The 21919-nt window shown below is 68.7% G+C and carries 22 protein-coding genes; 13 read left to right on the top strand and 9 right to left on the bottom strand.

The features are described from left to right. The first annotated feature begins 290 nt into the window (after window positions 1-290). The 9 genes from P7D22_RS17580 (at window position 291) to P7D22_RS17540 (ending at window position 10696) form a co-directional block, all read left to right on the top strand. Window positions 291-830, top strand: coding sequence for a DUF3833 family protein (locus P7D22_RS17580; RefSeq protein WP_319935554.1), 540 nt, complete (start codon window positions 291-293; stop codon window positions 828-830). Between the two features lie 94 nt (window positions 831-924). Beyond that, window positions 925-1875: a protein-methionine-sulfoxide reductase catalytic subunit MsrP gene (msrP, locus tag P7D22_RS17575; protein ID WP_319935553.1), complete on the top strand. Its 951-nt coding sequence runs from the start codon at window positions 925-927 to the stop codon at window positions 1873-1875. Between the two features lie 335 nt (window positions 1876-2210). Then, on the top strand, window positions 2211-2423 hold the full coding sequence (locus tag P7D22_RS17570; protein ID WP_319935552.1) for a cold-shock protein: 213 nt from the start codon (window positions 2211-2213) through the stop codon (window positions 2421-2423). 117 nt (window positions 2424-2540) lie between these two features. Next, complete coding sequence (gene rpsU, locus P7D22_RS17565) at window positions 2541-2819, top strand: 30S ribosomal protein S21 (RefSeq protein WP_319935551.1); 279 nt, start codon at window positions 2541-2543, stop codon at window positions 2817-2819. Then, window positions 2819-3064 (top strand): hypothetical protein, encoded by a 246-nt coding sequence (locus P7D22_RS17560; protein WP_319935550.1) that lies wholly within the window; start codon window positions 2819-2821, stop codon window positions 3062-3064. The genes rpsU and P7D22_RS17560 overlap by 1 nt, the downstream gene beginning before the upstream one ends. 157 nt (window positions 3065-3221) lie before the next feature. Then, window positions 3222-3626, top strand: a complete 405-nt coding sequence (locus tag P7D22_RS17555) for a DUF6481 family protein (protein ID WP_319935549.1) — start codon at window positions 3222-3224, stop codon at window positions 3624-3626. 374 nt (window positions 3627-4000) lie between these two features. Further along, window positions 4001-7318: a transglutaminase family protein gene (locus P7D22_RS17550; RefSeq protein WP_319935548.1), complete on the top strand. Its 3318-nt coding sequence runs from the start codon at window positions 4001-4003 to the stop codon at window positions 7316-7318. A 7-nt stretch (window positions 7319-7325) separates the two neighbouring features. Further along, complete coding sequence (locus P7D22_RS17545; protein ID WP_319935547.1) at window positions 7326-9818, top strand: circularly permuted type 2 ATP-grasp protein; 2493 nt, start codon at window positions 7326-7328, stop codon at window positions 9816-9818. After that, window positions 9815-10696 (top strand): transglutaminase family protein, encoded by an 882-nt coding sequence (locus P7D22_RS17540; RefSeq protein ID WP_319935546.1) that lies wholly within the window; start codon window positions 9815-9817, stop codon window positions 10694-10696. Before P7D22_RS17545 ends, P7D22_RS17540 begins: the two co-directional genes overlap by 4 nt. On the opposite strand, the gene P7D22_RS17535 is transcribed toward P7D22_RS17540, so the two are convergent. The 3 genes from P7D22_RS17535 to grxD form a co-directional block, all read right to left on the bottom strand. After that, the gene (locus P7D22_RS17535; protein ID WP_319935545.1) at window positions 10697-11077 is read right to left on the bottom strand and encodes a hypothetical protein; all 381 of its coding nucleotides are present in this window, start codon (window positions 11075-11077) and stop codon (window positions 10697-10699) included. Between the two features lie 71 nt (window positions 11078-11148). Next, window positions 11149-12222 (bottom strand): ribose-phosphate pyrophosphokinase, encoded by a 1074-nt coding sequence (locus P7D22_RS17530; RefSeq protein WP_319935544.1) that lies wholly within the window; start codon window positions 12220-12222, stop codon window positions 11149-11151. A 175-nt stretch (window positions 12223-12397) separates the two neighbouring features. Further along, window positions 12398-12733, bottom strand: a complete 336-nt coding sequence (grxD, locus tag P7D22_RS17525; protein ID WP_319935543.1) for a Grx4 family monothiol glutaredoxin — start codon at window positions 12731-12733, stop codon at window positions 12398-12400. Window positions 12734-13264: 531 nt separating this feature from the next. Here grxD and P7D22_RS17520 point away from each other — a divergent pair. Then, complete coding sequence (locus P7D22_RS17520) at window positions 13265-13552, top strand: GIY-YIG nuclease family protein (protein WP_319935542.1); 288 nt, start codon at window positions 13265-13267, stop codon at window positions 13550-13552. Window positions 13553-13784: 232 nt separating this feature from the next. On the opposite strand, the gene P7D22_RS17515 is transcribed toward P7D22_RS17520, so the two are convergent. The 3 genes from P7D22_RS17515 to P7D22_RS17505 all read right to left on the bottom strand — a co-directional run bounded on the left by P7D22_RS17515 (window position 13785) and on the right by P7D22_RS17505 (window position 16728). Then, window positions 13785-14015, bottom strand: coding sequence for a BolA family transcriptional regulator (locus P7D22_RS17515; RefSeq protein WP_319935541.1), 231 nt, complete (start codon window positions 14013-14015; stop codon window positions 13785-13787). Between the two features lie 20 nt (window positions 14016-14035). Continuing rightward, window positions 14036-16249: a phosphoribosylformylglycinamidine synthase subunit PurL gene (purL, locus tag P7D22_RS17510; protein WP_319935540.1), complete on the bottom strand. Its 2214-nt coding sequence runs from the start codon at window positions 16247-16249 to the stop codon at window positions 14036-14038. A gap of 83 nt (window positions 16250-16332) precedes the next feature. Further along, window positions 16333-16728: a VOC family protein gene (locus P7D22_RS17505; RefSeq protein WP_319935539.1), complete on the bottom strand. Its 396-nt coding sequence runs from the start codon at window positions 16726-16728 to the stop codon at window positions 16333-16335. Between the two features lie 116 nt (window positions 16729-16844). On the opposite strand from P7D22_RS17505, the gene P7D22_RS17500 reads away from it, so the two are divergent. After that, the gene (locus P7D22_RS17500; RefSeq protein WP_319935538.1) at window positions 16845-17756 is read left to right on the top strand and encodes a methyltransferase domain-containing protein; all 912 of its coding nucleotides are present in this window, start codon (window positions 16845-16847) and stop codon (window positions 17754-17756) included. Between the two features lie 10 nt (window positions 17757-17766). Here the strand turns inward: P7D22_RS17500 and P7D22_RS17495 are convergent, their stop codons facing one another. Beyond that, window positions 17767-19131 (bottom strand): pentapeptide repeat-containing protein, encoded by a 1365-nt coding sequence (locus tag P7D22_RS17495; RefSeq protein WP_319935537.1) that lies wholly within the window; start codon window positions 19129-19131, stop codon window positions 17767-17769. Between the two features lie 67 nt (window positions 19132-19198). Next, window positions 19199-19744: a gamma-glutamylcyclotransferase gene (locus tag P7D22_RS17490; protein ID WP_319935536.1), complete on the bottom strand. Its 546-nt coding sequence runs from the start codon at window positions 19742-19744 to the stop codon at window positions 19199-19201. 115 nt (window positions 19745-19859) lie between these two features. On the opposite strand from P7D22_RS17490, the gene P7D22_RS17485 reads away from it, so the two are divergent. Then, the gene (locus tag P7D22_RS17485) at window positions 19860-20906 is read left to right on the top strand and encodes a DUF2125 domain-containing protein (protein ID WP_319935535.1); all 1047 of its coding nucleotides are present in this window, start codon (window positions 19860-19862) and stop codon (window positions 20904-20906) included. A 6-nt stretch (window positions 20907-20912) separates the two neighbouring features. On the opposite strand, the gene P7D22_RS17480 is transcribed toward P7D22_RS17485, so the two are convergent. Beyond that, a complete protein-coding gene (locus tag P7D22_RS17480; RefSeq protein ID WP_319935534.1) occupies window positions 20913-21488 on the bottom strand; it encodes an SHOCT domain-containing protein in 576 nt (191 codons plus the stop codon). 213 nt (window positions 21489-21701) lie between these two features. On the opposite strand from P7D22_RS17480, the gene P7D22_RS17475 reads away from it, so the two are divergent. Continuing rightward, window positions 21702-21919, top strand: a 218-nt coding sequence (locus P7D22_RS17475) for a DUF4175 family protein (protein ID WP_319935533.1), incomplete at its 3' end; no start/stop codon positions are given.

The following is a 21919-nucleotide window of genomic DNA, read 5'->3' as shown; positions in this document are numbered from 1 at the left end:
GGACCTCGCCGCGAGCCTGGCCGGGCGGGCGCTGTGGGCCGTGGCGCTGTCGCTGCGTGGCGGCGCGCGGGGTCGCCCGGGCTGATGTCGGTGTGGCGACGGTCATGAGCGACGCAACCACAAGTTGCTTTCGAGGAACAAACCGTGGATGGTGGGGCTGGGTCGCTGCCTGTCCTCACAAAGCGCCGAGACCGTGACGCTGGTCTCGACGGGGGCTGCGGTCCGGACCACGATGCTTCGCTGACGCCCTCGCTTGTCGGCGATGTGCGGGCCCGCTAAAGCGGGTGGCGATGCTCGCAACCCCGGCCGCCCGCGTGACGACCTTCCGCTTGATCCTTGCCGCTGCGCTTTGCTGGGCATTCGTGTCGCCCGTCGAGGCCGGGCCCCTGTCGCTGGAGCGTTTCTTCAACGGTCCGTTGTTGGCCACCGGCACGGTCGAGAACCGGCGTGACGGCAGCCGGCGCGACTTCACCATCGCCATGCAGGGCCATTGGTCGGGTCCGCACGGCACCCTGATCGAGGATGTCGCCTATGCGGATGGCGAGCGCGACCACAAGGAATGGCAGTTCGAAAGGGTGGCCGAGGGGCGTTACGTCGGACGACGGGCCGATGTCACCGAGGACGCCGAGATCGTCGAGGACGACAAGGGCGTCACCATGACCTACAAGGCCGACACCAAGGTGCCGGCCGGGTTGACCCTGAACCTGAGCTTCGTCGATCGCTTGACCCTGACGACGCCCAACACGGTCCTGGTGCACAGCGACGTGACGTATTTCCACGTATCGGCCGCGACCCTGACGCTGAACATCATCAAAAAAGCGGCCAAGTAGCCGCGGCTCCGATCGTGGCATTGCCGTAGATTTTCCATAGCTTGAGGCCAATCTAGGTCTGAAGTCCAAACCGACCTTGCCAAGGGAGCCGTCGATGCTGATCCGCCGCCTGAAGGGATGGGAGTTGCCCGAGCGCGAAGCCACACCCGAAGCTTTGATGTTCAATCGCCGCGCGGTCCTGGCCGGCGGCTTGGCCGCGGGGGCGATCGCCTCGCCATTGTTGTCGCGGTCGGCTTGGGCCGACACGGCGGGCCTCTACCCGGCCAAGCGCAATGCCGCCTTCACGATCGCCAGCGGGCCGACCCCCGAGGCCGACAACACCAATTACAACAACTTCTATGAATACGGCACCTCCAAGCATGTCGCCGCCGCGGCCGAGGCGTTGAAGCCCGACCCGTGGACCGTCAGCTTCGACGGCCTCGTGGATACGCCCCGCAAGGTGGCGTTCGAGGACCTCGTCAAGGCGCTTGGTCTCGAGGAGCGGCTGTATCGCCACCGCTGCGTCGAGGGCTGGGCCATGACGGTGCCGTGGACAGGCTTTCCGCTGAAGGCGTTGGTCGACTACGCGAAGCCGCAGTCCGGTGCCAAATACGTGCAGTTCGAGACCTTCATGGACCCCAAGATGGCGCCGGGCCAGAAGAGCTTCTTTTATCCCTGGCCCTACCTCGAAGGGGTGTCCATGGCGGAAGCCACGAACGATCTCGCCTTCATGGTCACGGGCGCCTATGGCAAGCCGCTGCCCAAGGTGATGGGGGCACCGCTTCGCTTGGCCCTGCCGTGGAAATACGGGTTCAAATCGATCAAGTCGATCTCTCGGATCTCCTTTGTTGCCGAGCGGCCGAAGACCTTCTGGGCGCAGCTCAATGCCGATGAATATGGGTTCTGGGCCAATGTGAATCCGGCGGTGCCGCATCCCCGGTGGAGCCAGTCGTCCGAAGCCGTGCTCGGCACCAACGACCGGCAGCCGACGCAATTGTTCAACGGTTATGCAGCCCAGGTGGCTTCTCTCTACGACGGGCTGAAAGGCGAAAGCCTTTATATGTGAGCCGACGGTGCGCGGCCCCCGATCAGCGCGCGGCCTTGGCACGCCGATCGGGGAGGAGGACATAAAGTCGGTCAGGCAAAGCTCCTGCGAGCCTGGACATTGACGGAGCGGTCAGCATATCCTGATCGCGGCGATCCGTATTTCAGGAATCGACATTGGCCCCCTTGACACATTGCGGTCCCGTGTCCAGCTTTAAGCTATCGATTCTAGGCTGAATGTTGAGCCTTTTCGCCCCGGCCTAGACCCGGGCGTGTGCTGTGACCTCCTCCGACTTATCGACTTTCTTGCTACCTTCGGCGTGCCGGGGCGTGGCCGTGTAGCTGTAGGAGTTCACCATGACGACAGGTGTCGTGAAGTGGTTCAATGCGACCAAGGGTTTCGGTTTCATCCAGAGCGATGAGGGCGGGCCGGATGCTTTCGTGCACATCAGTGCCGTCGAGCGCGCGGGGTTCTCGTCGCTGCAGGAAGGCCAGAAGCTCAGCTATGAGCTGGTGGTCGACCGCCGTTCCGGCAAGCAATCCGCGGATCAGCTGAAGGCCCTGTCGTAATCAGGGAGGCCGTCGACCACGGATGTACTGGCGGCGGCCTTTTTCGAACGATAATGATGAAGGGAGCCGGGCCCCAATCCCGGCTTTTCAAGTTTCGAGGCGACTAAAGGACACTGCGTGCAAGTTCTCGTTCGTGACAACAATGTCGATCAGGCGCTTCGGGCTCTGAAGCGCAAGATGCAGCGCGAAGGCGTCCTGCGCGAGCTGAAGCAGCGGCGTCACTATGAGAAGCCTTCGGAAAAGCGGTGCCGGGAAGCCCAGGAGGCCGTTCGGCGCGCCCGCAAGGCAGCCCGCAAGACGGCCGAACGCGAAGGGTTGATCGCGCCCCGCAAGCGTCCGGAGCCGAAGGCGCGCAGGCCGGTGCCGAGCGTTCCGACCTCACCTGTGGCCGCCTGATGGACGACGTCGCAGCACCACCCCTCACCAAGGCCGAAGAGCGCCTGATTCGCGTCGAGCGTCAGCGCGTCGATGCCGATAAGGTGCGGTCCGAGATGGCCGCGGCCGCAATCGCGCGCGATGCCAAGACGATCCGCCTCCGGGCGCTTCGTTTGGCCAAGGAAGAAGCGGATCGCGAGGCCGCCAGCCTCGTTGTCAAGAAGCCGCGCCGCAAGGTCGCCAAGGCTGCCGCCCCGACCGAGTAGATTACCGCGGTTCGAGGCTGCCGGAGATGGTAGCCATCGGCGGCCTTCGGTCTGCACCGCATAGCCAAACCTTAGATCCGGCACATTCCCGTGCTTAACCTCGATCCGGTGTCGTGGCCTTTCCGGTCGCGAGCCGCTCTCCTCAACGGATATCTTCTTGCCAGCTTTCAAGCATTCGACCTTTTCCGACCGTATCGACAATGCCACGGCGGCCAAAGCCGCTGCCGTTGCCCGTTTCAATGCGCGCCCTGCTGTTGATGACCCCCGTGTCGTCGCCAAGGCGGCCGAGCGGCGCCGTTTCCACGAAGGACGGGTGTCCCGCCAGGCTGAACGCGAGCGGCTGCAGGAAGAAGAGCGCGTGCAGGCCATCGAGGCGCGACGCATCGCGGAAGAAGAAGAGCTGGCCGCCGAGATCGCTCGTCTGGCCGAAGCCGAAGCCGAAGCCGAAGCGGCCCGGGCTGCCCGCCGCGACCGTCTCGCCGCAAAATCCCTGAGCATGGCCGATCAGAAGGCCGAACGGGATGCCCGTTACGCCGCCCGCAAGTCCCGTCAGAAGCGGTGATCCGCGTTCTTTCGTTCGACGAGACCGGGATGCGCGCGTGATCTTCAAATCCACGGGCGCCCAACCCTCCATCCCGGAGCCTTCTTGGCTCTGGGGCATGATCTTTCTGTGGACGCTGCGCCGCGTGATGCGGGCGTGTCGATCGGTTTGAGTCCGCAGGCCTGCATCTTGAGCAGGCTTCAGCCCTGCCGATAGCCTTCCGAGGAATGAGGGCTGTTCGATGCCGCTCCGGCACCCAATCCGCCAGGGCGATCGCTAAAACGGCTTAAATTTGAGCAGCCTCCATGATTGACGGGTTTCCGGCTGCCGCTTAGTTGCCGGGGAAGAGCCCGTCACTCGTCAGACCTGCGAGCTGCGGCCGTCAGGGACACGCGATGCCGATCCGCGCCGCCATCAATCACGTCACCGATTACCGCTACGACCATCCCATCAACGTCGGTCCGCAGGTGGTGCGCCTCAGGCCTGCGCCGCATAGCCGGACCGGCATCCCGGCCTATTCGCTGAAGGTCGAGCCGGCCGAGCATTTCATCAACTGGCAGCAGGACCCCTGCGGCAACTGGCTGGCCCGGCTGGTCTTCCCCGAGAAGGTGTCGCATCTGCGCATCGAGGTGGATCTCACGGCCGACCTGTCGGTGGTGAACCCGTTCGACTTCTTCATCGATCCCTCGGCCGAGACCGTGCCGTTCGGCTATGACGCCGAGATCCGCGAGGAACTGGCGGCTTATCTGGTGGTGGAGCCGGCCGGGCCCAAGCTGCAGGCGTTCCTGGATGGCCTTCCCAAGCAGCCGACCCGCACGGTCGACTTCCTGGTCGACCTCAACACCCGCATCCAGAACCTCGTCAAATACCTGATCCGCATGGAGCCGGGCGTGCAGACGCCTGAGGAAACGCTGACCAAGCTGTCGGGCTCCTGCCGGGACTCGGCCTGGCTGCTGGTGCAGGCCTTCCGGCACCTCGGCCTCGCGGCCCGCTTCGTGTCGGGCTATCTGATCCAGCTCAAGGCCGACATCGATCCGATCGAAGGTCCGCTCGGCACCCGCGAGGATTTCACCGATCTGCATGCCTGGGCCGAGGTCTATGTGCCGGGCGCCGGCTGGATCGGCCTCGACGCCACCTCGGGTCTCTTGTGCGGCGAAGGCCACATTCCCCTGGCTGCGACGCCGCACTACCGCTCGGCCGCGCCCATCGCCGGGCTGCTCGACCCGTGCGAGATCGAATTCCACCATTCCATGACGATCACGCGCGTCGCCGAGGCGCCGCGCATCTCGATGCCGTTCTCGGACGAGGCCTGGGCGGCGCTCGACGGCCTCGGGCTGAAGATCGACGGCGACCTCGCGGCCGGCAACGTGCGCCTCACGATGGGCGGCGAGCCGACCTTCGTGTCGGTGGACGATTTCGAGGCGCCGGAATGGAACACGGAGGCGCTCGGGCCCACCAAGCGCGGTCTCGGTGACGAACTGATCCGCCGCCTGCGGGGCATCTTCGCGCCGGGCGGTCTGCTGCATTACGGCCAGGGCAAGTGGTATCCGGGTGAGATCCTGCCGCGCTGGGCCTTTGCGCTCTATTGGCGCAAGGATGGGCAGCCGATCTGGCGCAACCCCGACCTGATCGCGGCCGAGAAGGCCGCCCGTTCTGCCACGGTGGCGGATGCCGAAGCGTTCCTGCGCGACGTGGCACAGCGCCTGGCGGTGCCGGACAGCTATCTGGCGCCTGCCTTCGAAGACCCGGCCCACTGGATCCTCAAGGAAAACCAGCTGCCCGGCAATGTCGATGCCCGCGATGCCAAGATCGGCACTGTCGAACAACGCGCCCGTATCGCCCGCACCTTCGAGCGCGGGCTCGATGTTCCCACCGCGTTCGTGCTGCCGATCCAGCGCTGGTTCGCGGCCGACACCCGCTGGGCCAGCGAGCAATGGACGACGCGGCGCGGTCGGCTGTTCCTGGTGGCCGGCGATTCGCCCGCCGGATTCCGCCTGCCGCTCGACCAGCTCGACTACCTGCCGCCGGCCCGCTTCCCTTATTCGGCCCCGGAGGACCCGCTTGCGCCGCGCCCGCCCCTCCCCTCGTCGGGCGAACTGGCGGCTTTGGTGAGCGGCGACCACGCCCCCAAGACGCCGCCGGAGCCGACGGCCCACGAGGCCGGCATGCCGGCGCAAGGCCGGTCCTATGATCCCGAGGTCCGCACCGCCCTGGCGGTCGAACCCCGCGACGGCCTGCTCTGCATCTTCATGCCGCCGGTCGACACGCTCGAGGACTACCTCGAGCTCGTGGCCGCCATCGAGGCCGCGGCGGAAGCCACCGGGCTCGCCATCCACATCGAGGGCTACCCGCCGCCCTTCGATCCGCGCCTCAACGTCGTCAAGGTGACGCCCGACCCCGGCGTCATCGAGGTCAACGTCCATCCGGCCGCGTCCTGGCCCGAGGCCGTCCATGCCACGCGGGCGCTCTACGACGAGGCGCGCTTCACCCGCCTTGCGGCCGACAAGTTCATGCAGGACGGCCGCCACACCGGCACCGGCGGCGGCAACCATGTGGTGCTGGGCGGCGAAACGCCTGCCGATTCGCCCTTCCTGCGCCGGCCCGACCTGCTGAAGTCGATGCTGACCTATTGGCAGCGTCATCCCGCGCTGTCCTACCTGTTTTCCGGCCTCTACATCGGCCCGACCTCCCAGGCGCCGCGGCTCGACGAGGCCCGGCACGACGGCCTTTACGAGCTCGAGATCGCGCTCAGCCAGGTGCCGGGCCCATCGGCCCGCAACATCGCGCCCTGGACCGTGGACCGCCTGCTGCGCAACCTGCTGGTGGACGTCACCGGCAACACCCACCGGGCCGAGTTCTGCATCGACAAGCTGTATTCGCCCGACAGCGCCACGGGTCGCCTCGGCCTGCTCGAGTTCCGCGGCTTCGAGATGCCGCCGGATGCCCGCATGAGCCTTGCCCAGCAGTTGCTGCTGCGCGGCCTCGTGGCGATGTTCTGGCGCGATCCGCTCGACGGGCCGCTGGTGCGCTGGGGCACGACGCTGCATGACAAGTTCATGCTGCCGCATTGCATCTGGCAGGACTTCGGCGAGGTGTTGGGCGACCTGCGTCAGGCCGGCTACGACTTCGACCCGGCCTGGTATGCGGCCCAATGGGAGTTCCGCTTCCCGTTCTACGGGTCCGTCCGCCAGGGCGAGCTCAACCTCAAGCTTCGTTCGGCGCTGGAGCCCTGGCACGTTCTGGGCGAGGAAGGCACGGCGGGCGGCACGGCGCGCTACGTCGATTCCTCGGTCGAGCGCGTCGAGGTGAAGCTGAGCGGGCTGACGCCCGGCCGGCACCTCGTGACCTGCAACGGCCGCCGGGTGCCGCTGACCCCGACCCAGAACCGGGGCGAGGCCGTCGGCGGCGTGCGGTTCAAGGCGTGGCAGCCCTCGCGCTCCATGCAGCCGCTGGTCAAGGTCAATGCGCCGCTCACCTTCGACATCGTCGATACCTGGAACAACCGCTCGGTCGGCGGCTGTGTTTACAGCGTGTCGCATCCGGGTGGCCGCTCGCACGACACCTTCCCGGTCAATGCGCTGGAAGCCGAAGCGCGCCGCCTCGCGCGCTTCCAGAACCTCGGTCATACGGGGGGATCGGTCGTGCCGCCGCCGGAAGAGCGCCCGGGCGAATATCCGATGACGCTTGACCTGCGCCGTCCGGCCCTGCTCTAGCCCGGTCGTGACAGCCACGGCCGAGACCCGCGCGCGCCTCGACCGGATGATGGAGGCCTATGAGCCGCCGGCGGGGCCGCCGGACGCCTGCCTCGACGCGGGCGGTCGGCTGCGCCCGGCGTGGCGGCGCTTCTTCGAGCGCTTCACCGCGCTGCCGGGCCCGGAGCTGGCGCGGCGCACCGCCGGTGCCGATCGCCACATGCGGGAAACCGGCGTTACCTACCGGGCCTATGGCGACGCGCAGGAGCGGCCGTGGCCGCTCAGCCCCGTGCCGCTGTTGATCGAAGCCGACGAATGGGCCGGCATCGCGGCGGGCGTCGCCCAGCGGGCCCGGCTGATGGAAACCGTGCTGGCCGACCTGTTCGGCCCTGCGGCCCTGGTGCGGGACGGTCGCGTGCCGGCCGCCGCTGTGGCCGGCAACCCCGATTTCCTGCACCCGCTTGTTGGCGTCACGCCGGCGGGCGGGCGCTACCTGTCGCTTTACGCCGCCGACCTCGGCCGTGGCCCTGATGGCCGCTGGCGGGTGCTCGGCGACCGCACCCAGGCACCTTCGGGGGCCGGCTATGCGCTCGAGAACCGGCTCGCCCTGTCGCGCGGCTTCGCGGACCTTTATGGCGCCATGCAGGTCGAGCGGCTGGCACCCTTCTTCCAGGCGTTCCGTGAAGGGCTGACGCAACTCGCCGAGCGGGTCGAGCCGCGCGTCGGCCTGCTGACGCCGGGGCCCCATAGCGAGACCTATTTCGAACACGCCTACCTGGCCCGCTATCTCGGGTTCCTGCTGGTCGAGGGTGGCGACCTCGTGGTGCGGGACGGCCGGGTGCATGTGCGCACGGTCGCGGGGTTGAAGCGCATCGATGTGATCCTGCGCCGCATCGACGCCGATTTCGCCGATCCGTTGGAGCTCAACGGCCGCTCGCGCCTCGGCGTGCCGGGCCTGATGGAGGCCGTGCGCAACGGCCGGGTGGCGGTCGCCAATGCGCTCGGCTCGGGCCTCGTCGAGGCGCGAGCCCTCACCGGCCTGATGCCGGCGCTGGCGCCCGCGCTGTTGGGCGAAGACCTGCTGCTGCCCGGCCTCGCCACCGCCTGGGGCGGTGACCCGGAGGCCCCAGCCCTGCTGGGCCGCCCCGACGCCCACCTGTCCGGCGCCTTCCGCGATCCCATGCCTGGGCTCGATCGCCTCGGCCCCGTGCGGGCTGGCGACCTGACCGAGGCCGAGCATAAACGGCTCCACACCCTTCTGGCCCGTCGCGGCCTCGATTATGCGGCCCAGGACCATACGCGCCTCGCCACCATGCCGGTCTGGAACGGCACCCGGCTGGTGCCCCGTCCCTTTACGCTGCGGGTGTTCGCGGCCGCCACCCGCGACGGCTGGCATGTGATGCCGGGCGGCTTCTGCCGCGTCGCCGATCGGCCGGATGCGAGCGCGATCGCGATGGGCGAGGGCGTGCAATCGGCCGATGTGTGGGTGCTGTCCGACCGGCCGGTCGAGGCCGTGACGCTGTTGCCGAGCACCGGCTCGGTGCGCATCCGCCGCCTGACCGGCAACCTGCCGAGCCGGGCCGCCGACAACCTGTTCTGGCTCGGGCGCTACCTCGAGCGCACGGAAGCGACGCTGCGAGTGCTGCGCTGCCTCGCTACGCGGCGGATCGAGGTCGGCGCCCCCACGGCCGATGCGTCCCCCGATGCCGGCACGACGCCTTCGCTCGCCAAGCTGGTGGCCCTGCTGCGCCGCTGGGGCGCCCTGCCCGAGCCTGTGGCCGGGACGGCCACACCCTTGCGCCTGGCCTTGTCGGACGATGCGCAATACGGCTCCGCCCTGGCGCTGGCCCGTGAAGTGCGGCGCACCGCGTCGGTGATCCGCGAGCGCTTGTCGCTCGACACCATCCGATTGATCCAGGACCTCGTGACCCATCTGGCGGCGCGCGGCACCGAGGGCGAGGTGGTCGAGCGCACCGATGCGGCGCTGCAGCTCGTCGCTGCCATCTCGGGCCTGATGGGCGAGAACGTCAACCGCGTGGCCGGCTGGCGCTTCCTCGACATGGGCCGGCGCATCGAGCGCGCCGCCGCCACCTGTCGCTTCGCCGCCACCTTTGCGGGCGAAGCGGGGCCGGCCGAGGGCCTCGACATCCTGCTCGACCTCGTCGACTCGCAGATCACCTACCGGTCACGCTACCTGATCGGCGTGGCGCTCGACCCCGTGCGTGACCTCGCGGTGCTGGACCCCTTCAATCCGCGCTCGGTGGCGTTCCAGGTAGAGCAACTCGGCTGTCACATCGCGGCCTTGCCGGCCATGCGGGTCGATGGGTTGCTGGAACCGCCGCACCGCCTCGTGCGCCGGCTCGCCGCCAAGGTCGAAACCGCGGAAGCGCAGACCATGGATGCGGCGCAGCTGAACGCCATCGAGGCCGAGGTCTTGGGCCTCGCGGGCGCCATCGCGGACCGTTATTTCCTGCAAGGCGCCACGGCTGCGCGGGCCGACCGCTGGGCGGGGCTGGCATGAGATACGCCATCCGCCACATCACCACCTATCGTTACGGGGCGCCGGTCACCTTCGCCCAATGCACCCTGGTGCTGCAGCCGCGTGGCGGCCCCGGCCAGCAGGTGGAGGAAACGGCCCTGGCCATCCTGCCGCGCCCCGCCACCCGGGCAACGCATCAGGCTTTCTTCGGCCATGCAGTGACGAGCGTACAGATCACTGCGCCCCACCGGGAGTTGCGCATCGAGGCGACCTCGACCGTGGTGGTGGACAGGCCGCCCCCAAGCCACGAGGGCCCGGCCTGGGAAGCAATCGTCGCGGCGGCACGCCGCTGGCCGAGCCTCGCCGCCGAGGCGCCGGCGCATTTCCTGTTCCCGAGCCCGATGGTGCCGCTGGTCGACGGGGTGACGGCCTATGTGGGTGAGGATTTCGTGGCTGGACGGCCGGTGCTGACGGCCGGCTTCGCGACAGCGCGACGCATCCGCCGCGAGTTCCGCTACGATCCCGATGCCACGCAGGTGACGACGCCGCTGGCCGAAGCCTTTGCGGCGCGGCACGGCGTCTGCCAGGATTATGCCCATATCCTGATTGCCGGCTTGCGCGGCCTCGGCCTGCCGGCTCGCTATGTCAGCGGCTACATCCGCACCGTGCCGCCCCTCGGTCAACCGCGACTAGAGGGGGCCGATGCCACCCATGCCTGGGTTGACCTGTGGTGCGGCCCGGATCTCGGCTGGGTGGGGCTCGACCCCACCAATGCCATTCTGGCAGGCGACGACCACATCGTACTGGCGACCGGCCGCGATTATGCCGATGTGGCGCCGGTCGGCGGCATCCTGCTGGGTGCCTCCGGCCAGACCGTCGACGTCAACGTCGACGTGGTGCCGCTCGACGCCGGCGGCTGATCAGAACGGCTGATAACCGTAGCCGTAGCCGCCATAGGTGTAGGGCGCCGGGCCATAGCCGCCGTAGGAATAGGCGGGGCCGCCATACGGATAACCGCCGCCGTATCCACCGCCGTAGCCATAATCCTCGTCATAGCCGCGCGACGCGATCGCACCGACGGCCGCGGCACCGATCAGCCCGAGCGCCGCACCCGCCACGGCTGGGCCAACGTTCGAGCGGCGGCCGTAATGCCGATAACCATAGCCCCGATGGGCAGAGCCATAATGGCCCTTGTTGTAATAATGGCGGGCCGTGGCGGCCGAGGCCTCGGTGACGGCCATCGGGCTCAGCAGGCCGATAAGGGTGAGGCCGGTCAAGGCCGCTCGAACGAAGTGACGCATGGGACGGTTCCGCGTGGATGGTGCCGAAAACACCTTGCGGATGAGACGCGGCGGACGAACGCTTTGTTCCGTCAGGCTTGTTTGGTGCTGGCGGCCGTCTTGGCCTCGACAGCAGCCCGGTTGCCGCTGTTCGGCGGGGCCAGCGCCACGGCGGGTCGCTGGGTCTGCATCGGGGCGCGGCTGTAGGGCGGTGCGCCGGGCGGGCTGTCGAACAAGCTCGACACGCTGGCCTCCTGGGCGACGCGGCCGATGGCTTCGCCGATCAGCGGCGCGATCGACATGACGCGGATATTCTTGGCAACCCGCACGGCCTCGGTGGGGCGGATCGAATCCGTCATCACCAGCTCCTTCAGGTTGGAGCCGGCGATCCGGGCGACCGCGCCGCCCGACAGCACGCCATGGGTACAATAAGCGTAAACGGCCTCGGCGCCCTGGGCCAGCAGCGCATCGGCGGCATTGCACAAGGTGCCGCCCGAATCGACGATGTCGTCGAGCAGGATGCAGGTCTTTCCCTCGACCTCGCCGATGATGTTCATCACCTCGGATTCGCCGGCGCGCTCGCGGCGCTTGTCGACGATGGCGAGCGGCGCGTCGATGCGCTTGGCCAGCGCCCGGGCCCGCACGACGCCACCAACGTCGGGCGACACCACGGCGACGTTGCCGACGTCCATACGGTCGGTGATGTCACGCACCATCACGGGGGCGGCGAAAAGGTTGTCGGTCGGAATGTCGAAGAAGCCCTGGATCTGGCCGGCGTGGAGATCGACCGTCAACACGCGGTCGGCGCCCGCATGGGTCACCAGGTTGGCCACGAGCTTGGCCGAGATGGGGGTCCGGGGCCCCGCCTTGCGATCCTGCCGGGCATAGCCGAAATAGGGGATCACGGCCGTGATGCGGCGCGCCGAAGCGCGGCGCAGCGCATCGGTCATGATCAGCAATTCCATCAGGTGGTCGTTGGTCGGATAGGAGGTCGACTGCACGATGAAGCAATCTTCGCCGCGCACGTTCTCCAGGATCTCGACGAAGATTTCCATATCGGCGAAGCGCCGGACGGAACATCGGGTCAGCGGAACGCCCAGGTAGGTCGCAACCGCTTCCGCGAGCGGCCCGTTCGAGTTGCCGGCGAGGATCTTGATGCCTGCCATGCAGCGGCTCCTAGGGCTGGACGGGCGGGAGGGCCCGGGTCCCGTGCCCGCACCGCGGCGGGGACGCGCCGTCCTCATAAGCTGCCAGGCGCCTAAAGAGAAGGCCGACTCTGGGGAGAGCCGGCCGAATCTCGTTCGTTGGTGTATTGCGGGCTCGGGCTCGCGCCGACGCCCCTCAGGCCGATTGCTTGACCGACAGGCCGGCCTGGGTGAACTGTGTCGCCAGCTCGCCCGACTGGAACATCTCGCGGATGATGTCGCAGCCGCCCACGAACTCGCCCTTCACGTAGAGCTGCGGCACCGTCGGCCAGTTGGTATAATCCTTGATGCCCTGGCGCATGTCGGCGCTCTCGAGCACGTTGACGCTCTTATACGGGGTGCCGAGATATTCCAGGATCTGCACGACCTGTCCCGAGAAGCCGCATTGCGGGAACTGCGGCGTGCCCTTCATGAAGAGCACCACGTCGTTGGACTTCACTTCCGTATCGATCTGCTCGTGCACGCTGCTCATGATGGTTCGTCCTTCAGGGGTGTGAGGAGGTCAAGGCTCCGGCCCAGATCGTAATATAAGCGGGCACCGCGGGGTTCGCTACGTCGGAGGTTGAGGGACACAGATCGGCTTGGGCTGTGGCTCCCGGTTCCGGGTTCCGCTACGCGGCCCCGGAATGACGGCGGGGCCTGGTTGGGCATTTTCCTGGTGTGGTTCCATCTGGAGGCCTCAACCACGTCATCCCGGACGCAGCGGAGCGGAGATCCGGGATCGGGCGCCTGGGCGGCTTGGGCCGTGGCTCCCGGTTCCGGGTTCCGTTGCGCGGCCCCGGAATGACGGTTGGGGCCTGGTTGGCCATCTTTCTGGTGTGGTCCCATCTGGAGGCCTGAACCACGTCATCCCGGACGCAGCGAAGCGGAGATCCGGGATCGGGCGCCAGGGCGGGTCGGGTTGAGGCTCCCGGTTCCGGGTTCCGCTACGCGGCCCCGGAATGACGCTGGCGGGTGTGTCAATGGCGGGGCACAGTGTCGGTGCGCGCTCGTGGAGATGGCCGTGTCGTCCCATGTTTATATCCTGTCGAGCCGTCCCTTCGGCACGCTCTACATCGGCGTGACAAGCGATCTCGGTCGCCGGATGGTCGAACACAAGACGGCCGTCCATGCCGGCTTCGCCTCGCGCTACGGCGTCAATCGTCTCGTATGGATGGAGGAATACCCCCGCATCGTCGACGCGATCGCGCGTGAGAAGATGCTGAAGAAATGGCGGCGGGCCTGGAAGGTCGCTCTCATCGAAGCAACCAATCCGCAGTGGGACGACCTGTTCGAAACCCTCAACCAGTGAGCGTCATCTTGGACGCAGCAGAGCGATCACTGGAAACGCCGTGGCTCCCGGTTCCGGGTTCCGCTTTGCGGCCCCGGAATGACGGTGGGGCTTTGATTGGGGCGACCTATTTTCAACCCTCAACCCCTGCCGTCATCCCGGACGCAGCGAAGCGGAGATCCGGGATCGGGAGCCACGGCGGCCCAGACCGCAGAGCGCAATTTCGCCGCGCGCCCCCGACTGACAGCGGGCTTTACTCTGCCGCCGTCTGCAGCGCCAGCGCGTGCAGCACTCCGCCCATGTTGCCCTTCAGCGCCGCATAAACCATCTGGTGCTGCTGGATGCGGGTCTTGTTCTTGAACGAGGGCGACACCACGGTGGCGGCGTAATGGTTGCCGTCGCCCGCGAGGTCGCGGATCTCGACGGTTGCGTCGGGCAGCGCTTCGCGGATCATGCGCTCGATTTCGGGGGCGTCCATGGCCATGGCGGGGTCTTTCAAATGGCTCAGAGTTCGCCGCGCATCAGCTCCGGCAGGAAACCGGCGTGCGCGGCTTGCAGGTCGGACACGACGATGGGTGGCTCGCCGGGGAACGTCAAGGCGTCGCCGCCCGTCAGGCCGAGCCGGAGCAGCGGTACCCCGGCCGCCCGGGCCGCCGTCGCCAGCGCTTCGGCCGCATCGGGCGCCACGGTGACAAGATAGCGGGACTGGTCCTCGCCAAACAGCGCCGCATGGGCCGGCACGCCGTCGGGGCCCATCAGGTCGAGGGTCGCGCCAACGCCGTGGCCGAAGCTCATCTCGGCCAGCGCCACCGCGAGGCCGCCGTCGCTGAGGTCGTGCACGGCCCGCGCCCGCCCCGTTGTGATGAGGCCGCGCACGAAATCGCCATGTCGGCGCTCGGCCGCGAGGTCGACCGGCGGCGGCGCGCCTTCGCGGCGTCCGCAGATGTCGCGCAGATAGACCGACTGGCCGAGCCAGCCCGTCGTCTCGCCGATGAGGAAGATCACGTCGCCGGCCCGGTCGAAGCCGGAGCGCGGCAGCTTGGACACGTCGGCCACGAGCCCGACGCCGCCGATCGTCGGCGTCGGCAGGATGCCGCGGCCCGAGGTTTCGTTGTAGAGCGACACGTTGCCGGACACGATGGGGAAGTCGAGCGCCAGGGCCGCTTCGCCGATGCCCCGCACGCAGCCGACGAGTTCGCCCATCGCTTCGGGCTTTTCGGGATTGCCGAAATTGAGGTTGTCGGTCAGCGCCTGGGGCACGGCGCCCATGGCGGAAAGGTTGCGCCACGCTTCCGCGACGGCCTGCTTGCCGCCTTCGACGGGATCGGCGGCGCAATAGCGCGGGGTGACGTCGCAGGTCATGGCGAGGCCCTTCGGCCCGTCGCCGATGCGCACCACCGCGGCGTCGGCGCCGGGGCCCGACACCGTATTGCCGCCGATTAGGTGGTCGTATTGTTCCCATACCCAGCGTTTCGAGCAGCCGTCGGCCGAGCCGACGAGGCGCGCCAAGGCCTCAGCGGTCGTCACCGGCGGCGCAATGGCGCCGGCCTCGATCACGGGGCGCTTCGGCGTCGCCACATGCGGCCGGTCGTAGAGCGGCGCCTCGTCGCCGAGCTCCTTGATGGGCAGGTCGGCCTTTACCTCCCCGCCGTGGATGATGACGAAACGCAGCGTGTCGGTGGTCTTCCCGATGACGGCGAAATCGAGCTCCCACTTGCGGAACACCGCTTCGGCAGCGTCCCGCTTCTCGGGATGCAGCACCATCAGCATGCGTTCCTGGGATTCCGACAGCATCATCTCATAGGCCGTCATGCCGGTTTCGCGGCACGGCACCATGTCGAGGTCGAGCTCGATGCCGAGGTTGCCCTTGGCGCCCATCTCGACCGCCGACGAGGTGAGGCCCGCCGCGCCCATGTCCTGGATGGCGATCACGGCGCCGGTCCCCATCAATTCGAGCGTGGCCTCGAGCAGCAGTTTTTCGGCGAAAGGGTCGCCGACCTGAACGGTGGGGCGCTTGGCGAGCGCATCGTCCTCGAAGGCGGCCGACGCCATGGCGGCGCCGCCGATGCCGTCGCGGCCGGTCTTCGAGCCGAGGTAGACGATCGGGTTGCCGACGCCGGTCGCCACCGAGGTGAAGATCGCATCGGTGCGGGCGATGCCGACCGCCATGGCATTGACCAGGATGTTGCCGTCGTAGCTCGGGTCGAAGCCGACCTGGCCGCCGATGGTCGGCACCCCGAAGGAATTGCCGTAGCCGCCGATGCCGGCCACGACGCCCGCCACGAGGTGGCGCGTCTTCGGGTGGTCGGGCGCCCCGAACCGCAGCGCGTTGAGGCAGGCCACCGGCCGCGCCCCCATGGTGAACACGTCGCGCAGGATGCCGCCGACGCCTGTCGCTGCACCCTGGTAGGGCTCGATGAAGGACGGGTGGTTGTGGCTTTCCATCTTGAAGATGCAGGCGAGCCCGTCGCCGATGTCGATCACGCCGGCGTTCTCGCCCGGCCCGTGCATGACATGGGCGCCCTTGGTGGGCAGGCCGCGCAGGTGCAGCCGCGACGACTTGTAGGAACAATGCTCGTTCCACATGGCCGACACGATGCCAAGCTCGGTCCAGGTGGGCTGCCGGCCCACCAGGGCCACGAAACGCGCCCATTCGTCCGGCTTGAGGCCGTGGGCCGCCACGACGGCGGGCGTGATGACGGGGTCGGGGCGGGTCAAGGGCGCGCTCGGATGGTGGAAAGGTCGCTAGGGCGCGGATTAAAGAACCGCGCCCGTCGAGGCAAGCACGCCCGTCGGGGCGGTCAGCCGAAACGGCCGCCCTTGCCGATCACCTCGATCTTGTAGCCGTCCGGGTCGGTGGCGAAGAAGAAGTGCGCCAGCGTCTTCCCCTCGTGCTTCAGTTCCTTCAGGTCGCCGGCCTGCAGGTTTTCGCGGCCGAAGCGGGCGTGTTCGGCCGCGAGATCGTCCACCACGACCGCCAGGTGCCCATAGCCGTCGCCGAGGTCCGTCGGGGCCGAATGGTCCTTGTTGATCGTCAGCTCGAGCTCGAAGGGCGAACTCGGGTGGCGCAGGTAGATCAGCGTGAAGTCGTCGAAGTCGAAGCGGTCGGATGCTTCGAGCCCGAACGCACGGGCGTAGAAATCGCGCGAGCGGGCTTCGTCGCGCACGCGGATCATGGAATGGACGGGCTTGGCCATGCAACTCTCCTCTTGGGGTGTAGCCATAATGGCTGACAGGCCATCGGGTTGCGCCTCATGGCTTCGGGCGACGCCGCGACCCTTTCGCTCGGCGCGGGGCGCCCCATATTCTCCTTGTGCCTCAGCCCGCCTCCATCCCCCTCGTGTTCGACCGCTCGTTGGTACGGCGTCGCCTTGCCCGGTCTCTCGTGCGGCCGCAGGCCGACTTCCTGTTCGATCGCGCCCGCGACGACATGCTGGACCGCCTGCTGCCGGTGCAACGCGCGTTCTCGATGATCCTGGAGCTCGGGGCTCCGCGCGCGGCGGCGGCGCAAGCGCTGCGCCATGCGAATCCCGCGGCCAGCGTGATCCAGGTGGCCCCGGTCGCGGCGGCGCTCGGGCGCGGCGGCCCTGCCCTTGTGGCCGACCCGGAGGCGCTGCCGTTCGGCCCGGAGCGCTTCGACCTCGCGGTGTCGTTGATGGCGCTGCATAGCGTCAACGATCTGCCGGGCGCGCTGGTGCAGGTGCGTCGCAGCTTGAAGCCCGACGGCCTGTTCCTGGCCGCGATGCTGGGCGGCCAAAGTCTGCAGGAACTGCGCATCGTGCTGGCCGAGGCGGAGGCCGAGATCACCGGCGGCGCCAGCCCCCGCGTCGCCCCCTTCACGGATCTGCGCGACCTCGGCCACCTGCTGCAGCGCACCGGCTTCGCGTTGCCGGTGACGGATCTCGACAAGCTGACGGTGCGCTATGGCTCGATGTTCGGCCTGCTGGCCGACCTGCGCGCCATGGGGCTCACCAATGCTTTGATGGATCGCGCCCGCCGGCCGACGCCGCGCCGGCTCTTACTACGCGCGGCCGAGCTTTATGCGGCCCGCTTCGCCGATCCGGATGGGCGGCTGCGTGCCACCTTCGACCTTGTCTGGCTGTCTGGCTGGGCGCCGCATGAAAGCCAGCAGAAGCCGTTGCGGCCCGGCTCGGCCAAGATGCGGCTTGCCGATGCGCTCGGGGCGCAGGAACAGCGCATCGACCTGTCCGGCAAGTCGCAATAGCGCCGCGCCTTCATCGGTGCATGCGGTTGCCCAGCACGTAGCCGAAGAGCCCGATCAGCACGATGCCGAGTGCGCCCTGCAGACTGACCAGCAACACAACCAGTTCGTTGGCGGGCCGGATGCCGATGTCGGGCGCGCTCGTCGACAGCATGTTGATGAAGGAAAACACAACGAGGTCGAGCAGGTGGCGGGTCGGCGCCCGGGCGGCGCCGGCGGCCGCCGTGCGGGTCAGGCTGCCGGTCAGCCCGTAGCACAGCGCGAAGCCCAGCACGGTGGTGAAGAAGGCCCGCACCACGCGCCACAGGCTTTCGCCATAATCGCAAAGCCATTCCACGAAACTGTCCGACAACCAGCCGAAGCCCGCCACCAGCGCCGGCCGCCATTGCCGCTCGGCCCAGGCGGCGCGGGCGGCCCGGTTCTTCTCGGCCCGGCCCATGCGACGGCTTTTGCGAAAGGCCCAGCTTTCGCCCACCGCGTCGCCCAGGCTGCGGAAATTGCCTTCGAGCGCCACATAGGCCTGCCGGGCGGCGGCAAACTCCCCGTCGCGCTCTTCGCCCACCTGGCCGCCGAGTTGCTCCACCCGCAGGCGGGTGTTTTCCAGCCAGGCCCCGCCCAGGCGCACATGGGTCAGGTCGGTGGCGGTCAGGTTTACGCGCGGCAAACTCGCCTGGGACAGGTCGGCGCCAGCCAGATTCGCACCTTCGAGCCGGGCATCGGCGAAATCGGCGCCGCGCAGCCGCGCCCCTTCGAGGCGCGCTTTCTTGAGGCTGGCGCCGCGGAAATCGCCTTGCGCAAAATTGCCGCCCTTCAGGCTGGCCTCGTCGAGGCGCGCCGCCGCGAAGCTGGCTTCGTCGGCGTCGCAGGCGTCGAAGCGGGCGCCCCAAAGATCGGCCTTGGCAAAGGACGCGCCGTCCAGCAGCGTGTCCCGCAGGTCGGCGAAGCGCAGCGAGGCGCCGTCGAAGCGCGCATCCTCCAGCATGGCACGCTCGAAGCAGGCTTCGCCCGCCTGGGCGGCGGCGAAGCTCGCCCCGCCGCAATCGGCGTCGATGAAGCGGGCTTGTTCGAGGATGGTGCCATCGAAATGGGCGCCGCGCGCCTGGGCATGCTCGAGGTCCGCCCCGCGCAGGTTCGCCTGCGACAGGTCGGCCCCGTTCAGCCCGGCCGACCGCAGCACTGCGGCCTTGAGGTCGAGGCCACCGGTTTCCCGGTCCTGCCAACCGGGAATGTCGCGCCCTTCGAGGTGCTGCCGGCCCGCGAGAACCTGATCCAGGACCAGCCGCTGCGGTTCGCCGGCCGCATGGGGGCCACGCGTGGCGAGCAGCCGCACGATGGGGTCGGCGGGCGGGTCGGCCAGGATGGTGGGGTCAGCCGACACACGAAGCTCCCGGATGGCCATGCGCCATGCTAAGCCGAGACGCCGGGGCGCCGCGAAGGTTCCCGCTTCAAGCGCGTGTGTCGGCGACCGTCAGGTTATCGCAGAGCGCCGTCAACGCCGGATCATCGACGCCCAGCTCGGTCAGGTGGGCCTGGGTGTTCAGCACATAATCGCGGTTCGGGCCGGCGATACCGGACGCGGCCCGCACGCTTGTCAGGATCGCGGCGGAGCCGAGGCGGCCGGCATATTGCGGATGGTCCGGGTCGGCCAGATAGGCGATTGCCTGGAGGGTGCGACCGTCGGCCAGTTCCGTCGTAGCCAGGGCTTCGCGATAAACGTTCGTGACGAGTTCGCGCCGGCGCACCGCCTCGAGCACGGCCGCGGCCTCTTCCAGGGCGATCCGGTAGGCGACGCCGGTGCAGTGGCCGCCCCTGTCGAGGCCGAACACCAGGCCCGGCACCGCGACCGTGCCGCGCCAATGGTGCGACCAGATGCAGAGGGCCCGGTGATAACCGCGCAGCACCGCCCGCTGGCGCTCCGCAAAGGGAAAGCCGGGATGCCACATCAGCGACCCGTAGGCGAAGATCCAGAGGGGCGTGGGGGCGTCCACCATGGCATCCGTTCTTTCGTCACACGTGAAACAGGTGGTAAGCGCTGGAACACGCGACGGCAATCAGAGTGGGGTTCGATCAATGGCGAGACGGCGCGGAACGCAGCGGCGAGGTCCCTTGCAGGCAGAGCGGCGCCCCGTGCGCGTGGTGCCGATGCTGGGCTTGAGCCTCCTGTTGTTCCTGGGCGGCTGGACGGCGCTGTGGGTTTTCGCCCGCTACGAGGCGGTCGCCACCTTTGCGCGCTGGCGTGCCAACGAGCGAAGCTTCGGCCGCGCCTGGACCTGCCCGGACGAGCATGTCGGCGGCTTCCCGCTCGGCATCGTGCTCAGCTGCGACCACCCGACCTTCAAGGGCCCCGTCGCCGATGGGCTGTTCCAGGGCGAACTCGGCGGGCTCAAGGCCGACGCGCGATTGTATTTTCCGACCAATGTCGCCGTGACGCTGGCCGGGCCGCTGCGCATGCAGGAGGTGGGCGGGCCGCGCCAGCTCGACGCAGCCTGGACGAGTGGCCTGTTGACCTTGCGGGGCAGCCTGCCGGGCGACCTCGATCGCGGCCAACTGGATATGACGGGATTGAGCGTGGGGGCCGGACAGGGCGCCACCCCGCCACTCGGGCAGGCCGACCGGCTGACACTCGGCTTCAAGCCGGTCGAGCGCAGCGCCGACGTTCGGATGGACCTCGAGACGACCGTGGCGGCCGAGGGCGCCCGCATTCCGACGCTCGATGCCGCCTTTGCCTCGAGCGACCCGCTCAGCCTGCGGTTCAGCGGTTTCCTGACCCAGCTGGGCTTCACGGGCGGCATCACCCTGCCCGAGGTGCTGGACCCGTGGGTGGCGGCCGGCGGCCAGCTGCATGTGCAGAGCCTCATCGTCACCAAGGGAGCGTTCCAGGTCGATGCGGCCGGCCGCCTCGGCCTCGACGAGGAGCATCGCCCCCAGGGGCGGCTCGATGCCGGCTTCTCGGGTCTCGCGCCCGTGGCGGCCCGGTTCGGCATCCCGCTCGGCGCCCTTCAGGTGGGCGGGTTGTTGTCGGGGCTACTGGGAGGCGCAGCCGCCTCCAGCGATGCCCCGCCGGCCGACCTGCGGCTGCCGGTCATCGCCAAGGATGGCCGGCTGAAGCTCGGCCAGGTCGACACCGGGGTCAGGCTGCTGCCCCTGTATTGAGGCGGCTCAGCGCTCGACCTTGGTCAGGCTGTCGAGCGTCACGGCGCCGTCCGGCCCGGTGAAGCTCAAGGGCGCTCCGCCGCCGCCCTGTTGCTGGGCGAAGCCCGTGAGGCGATGCGTGCCGGTCTCGTAAAGCTGCACCCGGCCGTCCTGCTCGACCGCAAGGCGGTGGCGGTCGGGGAAGCAGGCATAGCGCATTCCGTTCTGGCCGCCCGCCGACGCCGGAGCACCCAGCTCCAACGGCCACCAGTCGGAGCCGGCCGAGCGAGACTGGTTCTTCGGGGTCGGCGCAGCATCGCCCGGGCGTTGCGCTGCGCCATCGTTGCGGCCCTCGGAAGCCTTGGCCTTGTCGGCCATCTCGGCGCAAAAGCCGCCAACCTTGGCCTTCAGGCCGTCGTTGAACATGTCGCCGATCTGCACCATGCCGCCCGACCATTGGCCCATGCCGCCGAGGTCCGGGTGGCTGAACTGGGCCTGCCGCCCGCCGCCCGCCACCAAGGCGCGGTACAGCGTTTCGGCGGCCGACCGGCTCAAGCCATGCCGCGTCGCAGCCGCGCCGAGATCGAACCCATCACCATCCATGCTGTTGCTCCTCGCCCTATGTTGCTGCCTCAGTGGGGCAAGATGGGGTCCGCCGGCGTCCCAGCAAGCCGCCCGGGTCGCGGTTCCGTCGCACCACGCCGCCTTGTGATGGCCGGATTGGCCGCCCTATAGTGCGCACACCCCCGCGTTGTCCGCCGCGGCGCAGGCCGAGCCGTGCCGCGGCCGGAACCGTCGGGCCAACCGGAGATCCTCATGGCAGGGCCGAAGATCCGGCCGCACAACCGGCTCGACCGCCTCCGGGCGCAGGCTCGGGCAGCGCTGCTGGTCGAGCGACTTTGGCCATTCGTCGTCCTGTTGGCGGCGATCGTGGCCGGCTTCGTGGCTGTGTCGTGGTTCGGGCTCTGGCTCGCGGTGCCGGCGTGGCTGCGGGGCCTCGGGCTCGCGGGGTTCGCGGCGGCGCTGGTCTGGGC

Source organism: Lichenihabitans sp. Uapishka_5 (assembly GCF_033947565.1).
In the GTDB taxonomy this organism is placed as follows: domain Bacteria; phylum Pseudomonadota; class Alphaproteobacteria; order Rhizobiales; family Beijerinckiaceae; genus Lichenihabitans.
Note: the sequence above shows the minus strand (reverse complement) of the source record. Positions and strands in the feature narration are given on the sequence as shown.